A 15,156-nucleotide genomic window follows, 5' to 3' on the forward strand; every position below is an offset into this window, starting at 1 on the left:
GTGACACGTGCAGCTGACGAATACTAATCGATCGAGGACTTAACTAAATAACAAAAGTGGAAACGACCACAACAGTGGGAGTTGAAACTGGATGAAATTCTAACGTTTGATACCCTTGTCTTTCTTATCTGGTTTTGAAGGTACATACCTTTGAAAATGGTTTACAGACTAACTTCGCCACATCGTGTGGCAACGTCTGCATGACCTTCATCATGAAGGCCTAGTGACAATAGCGAAGAGGTCACACCTGTTCCCATGCCGAACACAGCAGTTAAGCTCTTCAGCGCCAATGGTAGTTGGGGCTTTGCCCCTGCGAGAGTAGGACGTCGCTAAGCAAAAAAAGACTTCATTGATTTAATCAATGAAGTCTTTTTTTTGTACTAGAACTTTGGATACTTTACGTTCTATACTAAACGTGGTGGTGTCTTCTGCTCTATCAAGTTTGAATAGAAACAAAAAAATACACGTCTTCCCCTCTTTTGTTCCCCTAAAGCAGAGGTAATATGCGAGACTCCTGCGGGAACAGCAAATGTTTTCGATGGGACGAGTAATCGCAGTCCCACGAGCCGAAGATCCACTTGGTTAAGCGGCTAGAAGTTAGACGAAAACCGTCACGTCCTGTGACAACGTCTAACTGACCCACGTCCTGTGTGCCCGAGGCCGTGCCCGAGGAAAGCGAGTATATTTCCCCTGCGGTTCAGGTGCAAGTATGATTAATAATGTAAGTGTAATAAAAGAGATGGTGGAGTGAAAATCACACCACCACATTTGACAGAGAACCAAAAATTATCCCAAGATAAAGTCAAGTAGATTGGCTAAACAATGATAAATAGATTCACCGATCTCAATCTATACGTAAGAGAATGGCTCACACAATCGCGCTAAAAAACAAAAAAGGCAGGAATAGTAATATCCTGCCACATAAAAAACGACTATTAAAGTACTTCCCATGCTGCATTCATGCCAGCAATACGTCCTGTTACTAATGCAGAAGTGATATTATAACCACCAGTATAACCGTGAATATCTAAAATTTCGCCTGAAAAGTAAAGACGGTCCATTTTTTTTGATTGCATCGTATTAGGGACAATTTCTTTAATAGAAACACCACCGCCAGTAACAAAGGCTTTTTCCATTGGAAGACTGTCATGGACTTGAAAGGAAAATGCTTTTAAATCATGGATAAACTGCTCAATCTTTTCCCGGGAAATATTGGCTGCTTTTAGATCAGAAGCAATCTCATTTTTATTAAGCAAAAAGTCAAGATATCTTTCTGGTACATATCCTTTTACAATGTTTCGAAATGCTTTTTTCGGCGTATCATTGGTAAGCCTCATTATTTCATCCAGTAGTGTTTGCTCCTTTTGATCAGGATAACAATCAATTTCCATGGCAACTGCGTCAGCACCTTTATGGAATTCTTTAACCACGTATTGAGAACAACGGAGGGTGGCAGGCCCAGAAATACCAAAATGGGTAAAAAGCATATCCATTCGATGAGAAACGATTTTTTTTCCTTTTGGATTCATTACTGATAGCGAAACATTGCGAAGTGCTAATCCTTGTAGTTGTTTTTCTTTAATAAAAGTTTCGTTTGATTTTAGCGGTACTTCTGTGGGGTATAAATCAGTGATCGTATGGCCGGCCATCTTCGCCCATTTATAGCCATCCCCAGTCGATCCAGTGTGTGGAACGGCTTTTCCTCCTACAGATATGATAATCGCTTTCGTATTAATTTTCTCGCCATCATCTAATATGATTGTATGTTGATCTGATTGATAATGGATCGCATCAACCACTGTACTCTTACGAACTGTGACATTTAAATCTTCTAAACGAGTTAGTAAAGCATTGACAACATCTTTGGCTTGATTACTTGCAGGAAACATCCGGCCATGATCTTCTTCTTTTAGTGCTACCCCCAGATTTTCAAAAAAATCAATAATATCGTAATTGTTAAATACTGAAAAAGCACTATATAAAAAACGCCCATTTCCTGGTATATGCTTAATCAACTCATCCTGTGGAAGTCGGTTTGTGACATTACATCGTCCGCCACCTGAGATAGCGAGTTTTTTTCCTAATTTCTTTCCTTTATCTATTAAAAGTGTGGAAGCTCCTTGTTCAGCAGCAGCGATTGCTGCCATTAATCCAGAAGGTCCTCCACCTATCACAGTAACTTGGTGTTCCAAAATATTCATCCTTCCTTTATCCTGCTTAAAAATTATTTAAGCTGTTCGTTCATTATTTGACCCTATTAGCTAGAGCTAAACTTATTTTATCGCAATCAATGTATGACTAGGTTATAATCAACTTACATCATATATGAAAATTAGGTTTTTGTGAATAATGTTCTGCAAATATTAAAATTCAATGTCAAATAGTGGCTGATCTTGTTATCTATGATAAAATAATACCATTCGATAATTTGAAGGATTAAGGTGAAGAAATGTCAAAATCAACAATATTACGTGGCACACTATTACTGACAGGTGCAACGTTTTTATCTAAATTTTTAGGAATGATCTATACTATTCCCTTTGAAAGCTTGGTAGGAGCTTCAGGGGCTAAATTATATGGCCTTGCTTATGGTCCGTATACCATTTTTCTTAGCTTGTCTACCGTGGGTATTCCACTAGCTGTATCTAAATTTGTTTCTAAATATAATTCACTAGGGGATTATAAAACAAGTATACAGATGTACAAGTTAGCCCTAAGGTTTATGTTAGTTACTGGTATTGTAGCCTTTTTAATTATGTTTTTAGGGGCAGACTTGTTAGCTAAACTATATATTCCTAAAGAAGCAGTAGGAATTACAGAGTCTGATGTATCCATGGTATTGAAAATGCTTAGTTTTGCATTACTTATTATTCCGATCATGAGTATTACCAGAGGGTTTTTTCAGGGAAATGAATCCATGGGGCCTACCAGTATCTCACAAATTGTAGAACAAATTGTTCGTATTGGTTTTTTACTAGTAGCTGTGTTACTTATTATAAAAGTCTATAATGGCTCAACCACATTAGCTATAGGGTTTGCAACTTTTTCAGCTTTTATTGGTGCAATTGCCTCAGGAATTGTTCTAATTTGGTATTGGAAAAAACGAAAACCATATATTGATCGACAATTAAATCAACAAGTAACGACTTATAAATTATCAACACGTATGATGTTTAACGAGTTATTTCGTTACGCGGGTCCGTTTGTAATTGTTGGTTTAGCTATCCCGCTTTATCAACAAATCGATGCCATCACATTTGAACGGACAATGATTTCTATTGGTCTTACAAGTAGTAGCTACATTGACAATGCATTTTCTACTATTAATTTTTATGGCCATAAATTAGTCATGATTCCGATTACATTAGCGACAGGGATGTCATTAGCTTCGCTGCCTACATTAACAAAGTCATTTGTCGAGAAAAATCGTGAACAGTTATTTAAGCAGATTAATCAATCCTTACAGGTTGTTTTGCTCTTAGTTATTCCAGCTGTTTTAGGAATGTCTGTACTTTCTTCGGAAGTGTGGGGGGCGTTTTATGGCTTAGATAAGTATATCAACTTAAATGCCTCTTTATTAGGCTGGTATGCACCAGTAGCATTGTTTTTTGGATTATTTTCAGTTACAGCTTCCATACTTCAATCTATTAGCCAACAAAACTATGCAATAATCAGTTTAATTGCTGGTTTATTACTAAAAGGGTTATTAAATATTCCTTTTATGCATTTATTTGAAGCAAAAGGTGCCATTATTGCTACACTTATCGCATCATTTGTTACAGTACTACTTAATATCATGAGAATTAAATTAGCTATTCAATTTTCTTTACGCCAAATAACCAAAAGAACAATACTTATCGGTATTTTTACAGCCATAATGGTGCTTGTTGTTTTATTGTCTAAATGGGTATTGCAGTTTTGGATCAGTTATACTGATGGTAGATTAGCAAGTATTGCGATTCTTACAGTAAGTGTCCTTGCAGGGGCAAGTGTTTATTTATGGCTAAGCTATGTGTCGACCTTGTTGGAACATGTCTTGGGCAGTAGAATTGGATTTATTGATCGATTGTTTAAGAGAAAAAGAGCATAAAAGGAGAAATAAACATGCGAATTGATAAATTATTAGCAAACGAAGGATTTGGCAGTAGAAAGGAGGTAAAACAACTCCTTAAGCAAGGGGGTGTATTGAAAAACGAGACAGTAATTAAAGATGCCAAGACTCACATTGATCCAGAAAGTGATACGATTACTGTTTTTGGTGAACCTGTGGACTATAAACCTTTTGTCTATTTTATGTTACATAAGCCAGGTGGAGTTATTACAGCGACAGAAGATAACCGAGAAGAGACCGTTATTGATTTGCTAGAACCAGAAGATCAATTACGTGAACCATTTCCAGTTGGACGTTTGGATAAAGATACTGAGGGATTGTTGCTAATTACAAATGATGGGAAGTTAGCACATCAATTACTTTCACCTAAAAAAAATGTAGGTAAGACTTATTATGCAAAAATAAATGGAAAGGTTTCACAAACTGATGTAGAAGTGTTTCAAAATGGTGTTCGCTTAGATGATGGCTATATAACAAAACCAGCAGAGTTACAAGTGATTACAAGTGATACAGAATCCGAAATCTATGTTACGATTACAGAAGGTAAGTATCATCAAATCAAACGAATGTTTGAAGCGGTTGACAAATCTGTATTGTATCTGAAGCGATTAGCATTTGGAAGTTGGGAGTTAGATTCCACGTTAGATAAAGGAGAATATCGTGAATTAGGTGATGAGGAAATTGATTATTTGAAGCAACTTACGACAAAAAAATAAGCTGACAATTTTACATCAAGTCAGCAATTGTATATGAAGATATAATTATTTACGAAATTTTAACTTTCTTATTCGTAACTTTCCATCTTCCCCGATTGGGACTCATAACTAGGCCGTTATACTCTAACACATTGAGGTCTCTTTGCACGGTTCGATCAGTGATTCCAAATTCATCTGCAATCTCTGTTGTGGTGACAGAACCATTTTCTTTGATAAATAAGTAAACAGCCTTTACACGAGTAAGCATACGGGTTGTTGATTGCTTCAAAAAACCACTCCTTAATGATGTCATTAGACTTGTGGTGATGCCAAATATTGAAGTCAATTATATTCTACACTTTTTCAGAATATTTCGCTAGTCATTCGATGTATTTTACATATTCTTAATCTTGGTCATTTTTTTGTATAATAGGGAGAAAGGAGCAACGATAATCAGTGTTTATTCTTAGAAGGTTAATGCAAAAACTTATAAAAATTAATAACAGTTTATTATTCACTACTACCATTATTCTTGTAGCACTGACTAGCTATCTAATTGTTGTGGTTGAACCAGAGACTTTTCCAAGCATGTGGGATGGTTTTTGGTGGGTAATGACAACTGTTACAACAGTAGGGTATGGGGATTATTCACCAGTGTCCGTCGGCGGTCGAATGGTAGCGTTATTTTTATACATCTTCGGTATTGGTGTTGTAGGTGTGATTATAGGAAAAGTCGTTGATGGATTAGCTGCATTTAGAAGAAAAAAAGAGGCGGGAGATATTGTGTTTAAAGAAAAGCAACATTATATTATCATTGGTTGGTCAAAGAAGGCTTCATTTGCCATAAAAGAGATGCTGGATACGTCAAAGGATATCGAAATTGTAATCATTGATGATCTTGAAAATGCTCCTATCTTAGAAGACAATATTCATTATATAAAAGGGAATGCTTCTGATACGGCGACTTTAAAGAAAGCGAATGTTCAAGAAGCGCATTCCGTATTGGTATTTGCAGATGATATGATAGAGGATGATCAATTAACAGATGGGAAAACATTGTTAATCGCTTCAGCCATCGAATCTATTGCTCCAGATGTCCATACGATTGTGGAAGTAATGGAAGAAGAACACATTAAAAACTTTGAGTATATGCAAGTGGATGAATTCATTGTGTCCACTGAAACAGTCTCTTCCTTGTTTGTTCGTTCAGCGTTTCGTAAAGGTCTCTCAAGTGTGTATGGACAACTTTTAAGACGAACAAAAGGTGATGATTTATTTTATGTTGCTAAATCAGACAGGTGGAACACCTATCGAGATGCATTTGAAGAATTATTATCTTATGGAGCTACTTTGATAGCTGATGGAGCCAATTTAGGTATTAATCGTATCCTAGACGAGACAATCCCAAGCAATGCGCAATTATATGTTATCTGTGATAAGGATGCAATAAAAACCATTTATACTAAATTAAATTCGTAATTAGGAGGGTTTTATGACAGAGAATGCACACTACTTTTTGGCGATTCCGTTACCGCACCATATCAAGGAGTGGGTCCGAAAGCAACAAAACTTATTTTTAAATTATGGTAAATTAACGTACAAACATGTCGTAGACTCTGCTGATTTTCATATTACGTTAAAATTTCTTGGTGCGATGTCTCCAACTATAATAGATGAATTAATGAACGTTTTAAAAATACAAGTAATTAGCTCTCCTTTTCAGCTCACTATTGGCGGAATCGGTTTTTTTGGATTAGAAAATCATCCAAGAGTAAGTTGGCTGAACGTAGAAAAGAACGAAGCATTGATTAATCTATACAATCAAATTGAACAAGTAACATTAAACAATGGTTTTCAACAAGAAAAAAGAGCATATCAACCTCACATCACCTTAACCAAAAAGTGGGTGAAGGGCGATTTCGACCCCAGTACTTACGAGGAAGTGCAACAGGTGATTAATGAAATAAAGTCCATATCTGTTACACAAATGGTATTGTATCAAGTAAAACCACAATTAACTCCTAGGTATCAATTGGTTGATACAATACGCTTTTAGCCAGTAATTCAACTCATATTCAGGTGGTGCCAACATGACACAATTAATTAAGTTAGAAAACTATATTTCTAGATATGAGAAAGATCCTTTTCATTATCCAGGTCAATTTATTCGTTTAAAACAAGAAAACTGGAAAAAATTAATCATTCAATGGGAATTGCAAAAAGAACAAGATATGCTGCCAATTACAGAAGAAAAAGAGGAAGACATGCCTGTATCTAGATGGAAGAAATTTTTTCAACGAAGAGAACAAATGGAAGAAACTACAGATGATGCCTTTACATTACCAACATCAAAGCAGGATTTAAAACAATATTTTTTAGATACACTACTTCCTTTTCAGTTAAGATGGGCTTCTACAACGATAAATGAAATGTCATTTTTAGATCGTTATTATTATGAAGATTTAACCTTGCGTTATTTTTTACAACGTTTTCCGGATACGTTCTTTTTATTATATAATCCAGTATTTAAATTAAAAAATGCTACAATTGACGCAGAGATTATCTTAATCACGCCGGTTGGTATAACGATTATATCCATGATTGAACGCCCTTCTTCTGTCAAAATTATTGCTGGAGATGATCGAACCTGGTACACAGAAGAAAATAATATTCAAACTAAATTTTTAAGCCCTATACTTGGTTTGAAGCGTACGGAAACCGTAATAAAAAGCATCTTAGGAACAATTGATACAGAATTTCCTGTAAAAAAAATTGTCTTGTCTCGAACGAATGATATGGAATTTCAGATTGAACCTTACTTAACACAATTTATTGGCAAGGGTCAGCATGAAACTTGGTTGCAAGAACAAAGAAATTTAGTCTCCCCATTAAAATACACGCAACTTAAAGTGGCGGATGCGTTATTGAGCCACTGCGATTCTGTAGCTGTTAAACGTCCAGAATGGCAGCAAGAGGAAATGGATGATTTTTCACCATTAAATTAATAAATTTTTTTCTTGATATTTCACCCTAACATGCGTTAATCTTAATTTATCGCTCTTTTTTTGAACGTAGGTAAAAGAAACAATGATTGAGAAGAATGGAAGGTGAAAGACGTGCAACATATTCTTGGAAAAGAATGGACAATAGCTTCTGCTGGTGGCTCAACAGGCGAAGCTTATTATGCACAAAATCAAAATAAACGTCTTTTTCTTAAACGTAATTCTTCACCATTTTTGGCTGTTTTATCCGCACAAGGGATTGTTCCAAAACTTGTTTGGACAAAACGACTTGAAAATGGGGATGTAATTACTGCGCAAGAATGGTTAGAAGGGAAAGCGTTAAACCCAGAAGAAATACAACATCCAAAAGTAGCAAATTTGTTAAGTAAAATACACCATTCAACCGAACTATTAGATATGTTAACACGAATGGGGAAAAAACCAATTGATCCATCAAATATGTATAAAACCCTTATGCAAAAGTTAAAGATGGTAACAGAAGACGTAATGCCTCTAATCGTGCATCAAGCGCTTAACTATTTATCTCATAATATGGACGAGTTACACCAAGCAAAGCAGATGGTTTGTCATTGTGATTTAAACCATAACAATTGGATGGTCTCTCACTCTGGTCAGTTATATCTCATCGATTGGGATAATGCTGAGATTGGTGATCCAGCTTTGGATTTAGGGATGTTGTTACATTGGTATATTCCTGAATCAGACTGGGACGAATGGCTTGATAACTATGGAATAGATAATAATGTACACTTGTTTATTAGAATGCACTGGTATATGATCATGGAAAAACTTAAATCATATGCAAGTAATCGAGTGAAAAAAAATGAAAAAGAAGCCGCTCAGCAATTACAAGAACTCGAACGACTTCTTAATCGAGCAATTAGCTATAAGAAGTAGGAATGTGCTGTAACCAATTGGTAATATTGGTTTGGTTTGATTGGATATGTTGCTCTAAATTCTGAGCAATTTCACCTTGACGACCATAATTATATATTTCAGGCAATACTTGCATTAAATACTGATCATCTACTGCTTCATTAGCCATGAGAGACTGAACTAATCGTTTAATTTGTTGATATTCTGCAACACTCCCGCAGCAATCTTCAGCTTGTTCACTTAATAGATCAGCTAAAAGATTTAATTGATTGTAAGCATTTAAAGTCATTGGTCATCACCACCTTTGACTATATTTTTTGTTAGGAATCATATATTATACTTGTAAAAATTCACTAAGAATAATCCTTTAAAAAGGAGAAAAATTATGCGTGCAAGATACAAACCCTGGGCAGATGATTATTTAAAAGAAAATAACAATATTGTTGTTCCAAATCCAAGTGACTACAAAGGAGATTGGCAAGCGAAGTTTACCAATCATGCCCCAATACATTTAGAAATCGGTACAGGAAAAGGTCAATTTATTATGGGAATGGCGCAACAATTCCCAAACGTAAATTTTATCGGAATTGAAGTGGTGCAAAGCATTTTGGTTAGCGCTGTCCAAAAAGTAGTAGAAGAACAACCAGGCAATGTTTGTTTCATTAGTGACGATGCAGATAATGTTACGGACATTTTTGGAGAGAATGAAGTAGATAAAATCTATTTGAATTTTTCCGATCCTTGGCCTAAAAATAAACATGCTAAAAGAAGATTAACTTACAAAACGTTTCTAGAACAGTATCAATCCATTCTTAAGCCGGGTGGAGAAATCGTTTTGAAAACCGACAATATGCATCTTTTTGAGTATTCGTTAGTGAGTTTTTCTCAATTTGGTATGGAACTTGAAGAAGTAGTATTAGATCTGCATGAATTCAATGATCCTACCAATATAATGACAGAATATGAAGAAAAATTTTCTGCCAAAGGACAACCAATTTATCGTTGTCGTGCAACATTTGTTTAAAATAAAAGCACAGTGCATTCATATTAGCACTGTGCTTTTACTTTGAGTATCAATTATTTTAACGTTCAAATTTTAATAAGTTACGATTTTATTAAGGTTGTACATTTTCATTGCTTGTTTTATTAGGCAGTTTCGTTTACATCAATGATAGAACCTGTATGAGCATCTACATAAAATTCGTACTGTTTGTTAAGCTCATCAATCGTACGTGTAATTCCACCACGATAAACCATGTAAGTTAAATTATTTTTCGATACTTCCTCTGGCTTCATATAAATCCACGAGCCACTCACAGGGCCTTCTTGTTTAAAAGCTTCCTTAGCTAATTTTAGTGCATTTTCCGGTTTAACGAATTGTTGTGACATTTGATCACGAATCGTATACCCAATCAATACTCCAACTCCAGCTGCGCCTAAAAGCTTTTTCCAATTCATTTTTTCACCTCAATTGTTTAAAGTATAAATTTTCTTCACTATTATAACATACATCCATTATATACTTTGACTGGACCTTTTAATCATTAGTATAACTGATATATACTAAATCGCAAAATATTCTGCAACATGAATTAGTGGAATCCATCATAATAGTCCGTTACAATAAAGATATGGTTAATACTTGGGAGGTCTTACATATGGAAACAGAAACAAAGCAGTTATTTCAAACGTTAACTGAATTACAAGGAGCACCAGGAAATGAACATCTTGTCCGATCGTTTATGCGTGAACAACTATCAAATTACGCAGACGAGATGATCCAAGATAACCTTGGTGGTGTGTTTGGTGTAAAAAATGGCAGTGGCCCAAAAATTATGGTGGCTGGTCACATGGATGAAGTTGGCTTTATGGTTACACAAATCACCAATAATGGAATGTTGCGTTTCCAACCATTAGGTGGTTGGTGGTCACAAGTTTTACTTGCACAACGTGTACAAATAATGACAGACAATGGTCCGATTGTGGGTGTAATTGGTTCTACACCCCCACACAATTTGACACCTGAACAACGGAAAAAACCTATGGATCAAAAAGAAATGCTTATTGATATTGGTGCTGATGATCAGGAAGATGCAAAACAAATAGGTATTAAGCCTGGGCAACAAATTGTCCCAATTACGCCTTTTACTCCAATGGCAAATGAGAAGAAAATATTAGCAAAGGCATGGGATAATCGCTATGGATGTGGATTAGCAATTGAATTATTAAAAGAACTACAATCTGAAAAACTGCCTAATCAATTGTATTCCGGTGCGACAGTTCAAGAAGAAGCGGGACTGCGCGGGGCACAGGTAGCAGCCAATATGATTCAACCTGATATTTTCTACGCGTTAGATGCTTCTCCAGCAAATGATATGTCAGGGGACCAAAAAGAATTTGGACAGTTAGGTAAAGGAGCACTCTTACGTATCTTTGATCGTTCCATGATTACACATAGAGGTATGCGTGACTTTGTACTTGATACGGCTGAATCAAAAAATATCCCTTACCAATACTTCATTTCTCAAGGGGGGACAGACGCAGGAAGAGTACATGTGGCTAATGAAGGAATTCCTTCAGCTGTTGTTGGTATTGCTTCAAGATATATTCACACACATGCATCCATTATTCATGTGGATGACTATGCTGCAGCGAAAGCATTAATCATTGAGTTAGTAAAGAATACCGATGCAAACACGGTAGAACAAATTAAGAATAATGGTTAATAATAAGAAAAAGGGGGGATACCCTCTTTTTTCTTTGATTAGATACATGTTTGGAAAAATACATTCTCAAGTGAGGTAATCGTATGGAAATTATCATCGGTTCGCAAAATCCTGCTAAAATAAATGCGGTGCAAGAAGTGTTTTTAAATGCTAACGTTATTAGTAAAGACGTGCCATCCAATGTGGGTGCTCAACCAATTTCTGATGAAGAAACCATGCAAGGCGCCATAAATCGTGCAAAACACTCGGCTAAACTTAAAGAAAATGCCTGTGGAATTGGATTAGAAGGGGGAGTAACAAGAATTAAGGAACAGGTCTTTCTATGTAATTGGGGAGCCTTAGTAGATCGGTTTGGTGAAGTATATGTAGCAAGTGGTGCACGTATCCCTTTACCAAAAGAGATTGTATTGGAATTAGAAAAAGGGAATGAACTTGGTGACATTATGGTAAGCTATGCAAATAAACAGGATATTCGAAAAAAAGAAGGTGCGATCGGAATTCTCACTAATGAAACAATCTCTCGAAAGGATATGTTTGTCCATGTTGTTCATTTACTTAAAGGACAGTATGCATATGGGCAAAGCAGAAATTAAAGAATATTACATACACTTAAATAAAATGAGTTTTAAGCGTTAAAAGAAAAAATTGTGAACTTATTCATATACACTTGTCAAATCTTGAATTCGTAGTATTATAGGTAATGGTTAAATTGTACTATAAAGGAGGATAACAATGAATCGAGTTGTAACGGTAATCAGTTTATTTACTATTGCTAGTTTGTTTGTTCTAATTGGATGTGGACCTTCACAAGAAGAAGCTTTATCAGCGGTAAAAGAGAACGCTAGTACTGTATTTCATGAAGAACCATTACAATCAAATGAGCAGTTTGATAACTTTTCTATATATATTCCAGATGGATACAACGTGGTTGATGAGTCTAAAAGTAATCTTATTTTAGAAAGTGGTAACCAGACGTATATTCTGTTCTATAATGCTTTGGAGTCTACAACAAGTCAGTTAAATTATCAGGCTGCTGAATCTAATGGTAATAATGAGTTGTTAGAAGCTTTTGAAACGGAAGAACGTTTTGGTTATGTCAGAGTAACAGGATTAGATAAAGATTATGAATTACAAGTTGGTATTGGTGGTGTCAAGATTACCACTCAAACAACGTTATCAAATATGGCAGAAGATGTAAAAGAGATGATGCAGATGGCAAATTCAATGGCATATTCTGATCAAACGGAATAAGTATATAGTATGGTTGCAGGCAGTAGGATACTTTAAAATAAGAAAGCAACCAAAAAACAAACGATAAATCGATTAGGTTCGATTTATCGTTTGTTTTTATATCATGCACTTTTAATTATTCTTCTTTTTTTTCACTATCTTCATTGCTGATTTGTTCTTCATAATCTTCTGGGGATTCACTGTAATGATCTTCTTCTACTTCATCTTCTTCGATTTGTATTGGTTCTTCCATAGTAGCTGTTATTTCATTTTCACTAGTTACTGAAGAAGGTTGATTTGTCTCAGCGAATGCTTCATTCGTAGGATTATTCTCCTCTTGCTCTGTGATAGCTACTTGATCGTCTAAAGTAGTATGGTTACCTTGGATAATAAATTGTTGAACTTCTTCAGCCAATGTTTGTGATAAGTCTTGTAAGTTCATAGCAGAACGATTAACTTCATCGATCGCCTGAGCTTGAGATTCACTTGAAGCAGCCACTTCCTGAACAGTCGCGACGGACTCTTCAGATATCGTACGAATTTCTTGTAGTCGTTGTTCCAATGACCCATTCGCATCATCAACATCTCTTATGGCAACTTGTACATGATCTAATGTTTGATTTATGTTATGAATATGATCGGTAATTTTATTAAAGGCAAATTTGGTATGATCAACTGCCTCACTTTGGGTTTCTTGATAGGTCTCAAATTGCGCAGCTTCGCTTGATAAGCTCTCCATCTGCTTACTCATGTGATCAATCAGTTCATTAATTTGTTGTGCTTCTGTTTTTGAACGTTCTGCGAGTTTTCGAACTTCTTGTGCAACAACGGAAAACCCTTTGCCACTTTCTCCTGCTCGAGCTGATTCAATGGCTGCATTTAATGCTAATAAGTTTGTACTATCTGCAATATCTTCAATCGCTGAAACAATTTTTGTAATCTCTTTGGTTTGCGAAGCAGTTTCTTTTACTTTATTAGTTAGATTTGTAGCAATTTCCATGAATGATGCAGAAGTTTTTTCTAGCGTATCCACAGTTTTGGTTCCTTGATTACTCTCCTCCATTGCCCCGCTTAATTTAGTGGAAATATCATTGGTTGCTTTTGTTGTGTTGTTAATTTTATTGGCTACTTCTTTAATGAAGTTCGTGCTATCTTCAATTTGATTTGCCTGTTCTTGTGCGCCTGAGGATACTTGGTTTATCGCTACATTAACTTGTTCTGTTTGTGCTGCAGATTGTTGGGACACTGCAGCCAAGCTGGTTGAAGATTCATTTAACACTTCCGATGCGTCACGTACTTTGATCATCGATTGTTCCATTTTTTCAGTCATCTGGTTAAAGGTTTGTCCTAAAGTTGATAATTCATCTTGAGTAGAGATTGGCACACGGTAAGATAGATCACCATCGCCTATTTGACGTGCCCCATCTGTCAAGGTTTGAATAGAATTTGTTATTCGTCTGATTAAATAAATACCAGTAACAATAATAGCCGCAAGAGCGATTAGTCCTGTGATACCAAAGACAATCATCATGATTCGGAAAGAAGTTAGTTGATGAGATTGAATGTCATTATTTAAATTCGTAACGATTTCAGCTACATCGGTTACATTCGCAGTTACTTCTGTAGTAGCAGATTCAAACTTCCCTCGCAATTCTTCTGCTTGTGTTAAGGTTCGTCCAACCGTGGATAAAGCTTGGTCATAACGCAACAAGCCGGTCTGAAAAACGCGATCGTCTTTTTCTGCTAAATCAGACTGATTTACCGCTTCTTTTAAAGCTGCAATACTTTCGTCCATATTTTGCGTGACTTCTTCACTATTTTTATTCAAGAATGATTGTTCCAGAATTTTAACTTCTAGTAAAACATTTGTTAGAGCTGGGTTATTCTCTGCCGTGACAAGTTGATAAAACTGCTCATAATAATCTTGAATTGTCTTTTTTAACCCTTGGTCATTAGTAAAACCAATTGTTCGATACATGCTGACCATTGATTCTAGTTGTTCTAAATATGTAGTTGCATTTTGGTAAATGGTTTGGTATCTATTGGCTATTTCAGGATAAGTATCATAAGTCTTTGAAAGTTGAGTTGCTTCTTCTTGAATACCAGTCATAGCTGTTCGAATGGCTTCGGCATTTTCGTCAGTAGGATTTGCGTAGAATCGTTCTTCCGCTTCCCGAATGGTGGCTACATCATAATTGATTTGTTCACTAGCTATTAAAGCCTCTTGAAGTTGCTGTGTTTCTTTGCGTGCTTGGTTTTGATTAATAAAAAAATAAGTGGTTAATCCACTTAAAATAAAAATACTGACTACGGATATCAACAAAATTAACCGTAATCTTCCACTAATCGTCTTCATTTAACTCCCCCTCAGTAGTTTTCTCTATGAATATAACATATTATAGAGAAAATTCTGCAAAAAAACAATTGAGTATAAAGACATATTTCAATTTCATCATATATTCTTGAGTTTGTTACTTTGTTTGTGTAAGATAAAC

At 35.6% G+C, this 15,156-nt stretch carries 15 protein-coding genes and 1 rRNA gene; 11 read left to right on the forward strand and 5 right to left on the reverse strand.

Features of this window, described 5'->3' with window-relative positions; all coding sequences use genetic code 11:
- Positions 1 to 219 precede the first annotated feature (219 nt).
- Positions 220 to 335 (forward strand): 5S ribosomal RNA (rrf, locus tag DES48_RS07630).
- Positions 336 to 935: 600 nt separating this feature from the next.
- Here the strand turns inward: rrf and DES48_RS07635 are convergent.
- Positions 936 to 2,192 carry a BaiN/RdsA family NAD(P)/FAD-dependent oxidoreductase gene (locus DES48_RS07635; protein ID WP_113868510.1) on the reverse strand — a complete coding sequence of 419 codons (1,257 nt, stop codon included), beginning with the start codon at positions 2,190 to 2,192 and terminating at the stop codon, positions 936 to 938.
- 257 nt (positions 2,193 to 2,449) lie between these two features.
- Between DES48_RS07635 and DES48_RS07640 the strand changes: the two genes are divergently transcribed.
- On the forward strand, positions 2,450 to 4,090 hold the full coding sequence (locus DES48_RS07640) for a putative polysaccharide biosynthesis protein (protein WP_113868210.1): 1,641 nt from the start codon (positions 2,450 to 2,452) through the stop codon (positions 4,088 to 4,090).
- Between the two features lie 14 nt (positions 4,091 to 4,104).
- On the forward strand, positions 4,105 to 4,827 hold the full coding sequence (locus DES48_RS07645) for a pseudouridine synthase (protein WP_113868212.1): 723 nt from the start codon (positions 4,105 to 4,107) through the stop codon (positions 4,825 to 4,827).
- A 49-nt stretch (positions 4,828 to 4,876) separates the two neighbouring features.
- On the opposite strand, the gene DES48_RS07650 is transcribed toward DES48_RS07645, so the two are convergent.
- The gene (locus DES48_RS07650) at positions 4,877 to 5,095 is read right to left on the reverse strand and encodes a DeoR family transcriptional regulator (RefSeq protein ID WP_079708212.1); all 219 of its coding nucleotides are present in this window, start codon (positions 5,093 to 5,095) and stop codon (positions 4,877 to 4,879) included.
- Between the two features lie 188 nt (positions 5,096 to 5,283).
- Between DES48_RS07650 and DES48_RS07655 the strand changes: the two genes are divergently transcribed.
- The 4 genes from DES48_RS07655 (at position 5,284) to DES48_RS07670 (ending at position 8,726) form a co-directional block, all read left to right on the forward strand.
- Positions 5,284 to 6,285 (forward strand): potassium channel family protein, encoded by a 1,002-nt coding sequence (locus tag DES48_RS07655; RefSeq protein WP_245911341.1) that lies wholly within the window; start codon positions 5,284 to 5,286, stop codon positions 6,283 to 6,285.
- A 13-nt stretch (positions 6,286 to 6,298) separates the two neighbouring features.
- Complete coding sequence (gene thpR, locus DES48_RS07660; RefSeq protein WP_113868216.1) at positions 6,299 to 6,862, forward strand: RNA 2',3'-cyclic phosphodiesterase; 564 nt, start codon at positions 6,299 to 6,301, stop codon at positions 6,860 to 6,862.
- A 34-nt stretch (positions 6,863 to 6,896) separates the two neighbouring features.
- Positions 6,897 to 7,811 (forward strand): nuclease-related domain-containing protein, encoded by a 915-nt coding sequence (locus DES48_RS07665; protein WP_113868218.1) that lies wholly within the window; start codon positions 6,897 to 6,899, stop codon positions 7,809 to 7,811.
- Positions 7,812 to 7,922: 111 nt separating this feature from the next.
- A complete protein-coding gene (locus DES48_RS07670) occupies positions 7,923 to 8,726 on the forward strand; it encodes a phosphotransferase family protein (protein WP_079708879.1) in 804 nt (267 codons plus the stop codon).
- On the opposite strand, the gene DES48_RS07675 is transcribed toward DES48_RS07670, so the two are convergent.
- Entirely contained in the window at positions 8,710 to 8,994 is a 285-nt protein-coding gene (locus DES48_RS07675) for a YtzH-like family protein (RefSeq protein WP_079708216.1), read from the reverse strand. The two genes, DES48_RS07670 and DES48_RS07675, sit on opposite strands and share 17 nt — an antisense overlap.
- Before the next feature lie 96 nt (positions 8,995 to 9,090).
- Between DES48_RS07675 and trmB the strand changes: the two genes are divergently transcribed.
- On the forward strand, positions 9,091 to 9,729 hold the full coding sequence (gene trmB, locus DES48_RS07680; RefSeq protein ID WP_113868220.1) for a tRNA (guanosine(46)-N7)-methyltransferase TrmB: 639 nt from the start codon (positions 9,091 to 9,093) through the stop codon (positions 9,727 to 9,729).
- A gap of 122 nt (positions 9,730 to 9,851) precedes the next feature.
- Here trmB and DES48_RS07685 read toward each other — a convergent pair whose 3' ends face one another.
- On the reverse strand, positions 9,852 to 10,163 hold the full coding sequence (locus tag DES48_RS07685; protein ID WP_079708218.1) for a PepSY domain-containing protein: 312 nt from the start codon (positions 10,161 to 10,163) through the stop codon (positions 9,852 to 9,854).
- A 200-nt stretch (positions 10,164 to 10,363) separates the two neighbouring features.
- Between DES48_RS07685 and DES48_RS07690 the strand changes: the two genes are divergently transcribed.
- From DES48_RS07690 to DES48_RS07700, 3 genes are all read left to right on the forward strand, one after another.
- The gene (locus DES48_RS07690) at positions 10,364 to 11,431 is read left to right on the forward strand and encodes a M42 family metallopeptidase (protein WP_113868222.1); all 1,068 of its coding nucleotides are present in this window, start codon (positions 10,364 to 10,366) and stop codon (positions 11,429 to 11,431) included.
- A gap of 83 nt (positions 11,432 to 11,514) precedes the next feature.
- Positions 11,515 to 12,024, forward strand: a complete 510-nt coding sequence (locus tag DES48_RS07695; protein WP_113868224.1) for a DUF84 family protein — start codon at positions 11,515 to 11,517, stop codon at positions 12,022 to 12,024.
- Positions 12,025 to 12,163: 139 nt separating this feature from the next.
- Positions 12,164 to 12,682 (forward strand): hypothetical protein, encoded by a 519-nt coding sequence (locus DES48_RS07700; protein WP_113868226.1) that lies wholly within the window; start codon positions 12,164 to 12,166, stop codon positions 12,680 to 12,682.
- A gap of 115 nt (positions 12,683 to 12,797) precedes the next feature.
- Here DES48_RS07700 and DES48_RS15885 read toward each other — a convergent pair whose 3' ends face one another.
- The gene (locus DES48_RS15885; RefSeq protein WP_113868228.1) at positions 12,798 to 15,017 is read right to left on the reverse strand and encodes a methyl-accepting chemotaxis protein; all 2,220 of its coding nucleotides are present in this window, start codon (positions 15,015 to 15,017) and stop codon (positions 12,798 to 12,800) included.
- Positions 15,018 to 15,156: the final 139 nt, after the last annotated feature.

Origin of the sequence: Paraliobacillus ryukyuensis (genome assembly GCF_003315295.1) — a bacterium.
Taxonomy (GTDB): Bacteria; Bacillota; Bacilli; order Bacillales; family Amphibacillaceae; genus Paraliobacillus; species Paraliobacillus ryukyuensis.

Bases quoted from the DNA above. Each gene is read 5' to 3' on its own strand.
- DES48_RS07640 (WP_113868210.1), top strand. From the start codon at position 2,450: ATGTCAAAATCAACAATATTACGTGGCACACTATTACTGACAGGTGCA.
- DES48_RS07700 (WP_113868226.1), top strand. From the start codon at position 12,164: ATGAATCGAGTTGTAACGGTAATCAGTTTATTTACTATTGCTAGTTTG.
- trmB (WP_113868220.1), top strand. From the start codon at position 9,091: ATGCGTGCAAGATACAAACCCTGGGCAGATGATTATTTAAAAGAAAAT.
- DES48_RS07675 (WP_079708216.1), bottom strand. From the start codon at position 8,994: ATGACTTTAAATGCTTACAATCAATTAAATCTTTTAGCTGATCTATTA.
- DES48_RS07685 (WP_079708218.1), bottom strand. From the start codon at position 10,163: ATGAATTGGAAAAAGCTTTTAGGCGCAGCTGGAGTTGGAGTATTGATT.
- DES48_RS07690 (WP_113868222.1), top strand. From the start codon at position 10,364: ATGGAAACAGAAACAAAGCAGTTATTTCAAACGTTAACTGAATTACAA.
- DES48_RS07645 (WP_113868212.1), top strand. From the start codon at position 4,105: ATGCGAATTGATAAATTATTAGCAAACGAAGGATTTGGCAGTAGAAAG.
- thpR (WP_113868216.1), top strand. From the start codon at position 6,299: ATGACAGAGAATGCACACTACTTTTTGGCGATTCCGTTACCGCACCAT.
- DES48_RS15885 (WP_113868228.1), bottom strand. From the start codon at position 15,017: ATGAAGACGATTAGTGGAAGATTACGGTTAATTTTGTTGATATCCGTA.
- DES48_RS07695 (WP_113868224.1), top strand. From the start codon at position 11,515: ATGGAAATTATCATCGGTTCGCAAAATCCTGCTAAAATAAATGCGGTG.
- DES48_RS07655 (WP_245911341.1), top strand. From the start codon at position 5,284: ATGCAAAAACTTATAAAAATTAATAACAGTTTATTATTCACTACTACC.
- DES48_RS07665 (WP_113868218.1), top strand. From the start codon at position 6,897: ATGACACAATTAATTAAGTTAGAAAACTATATTTCTAGATATGAGAAA.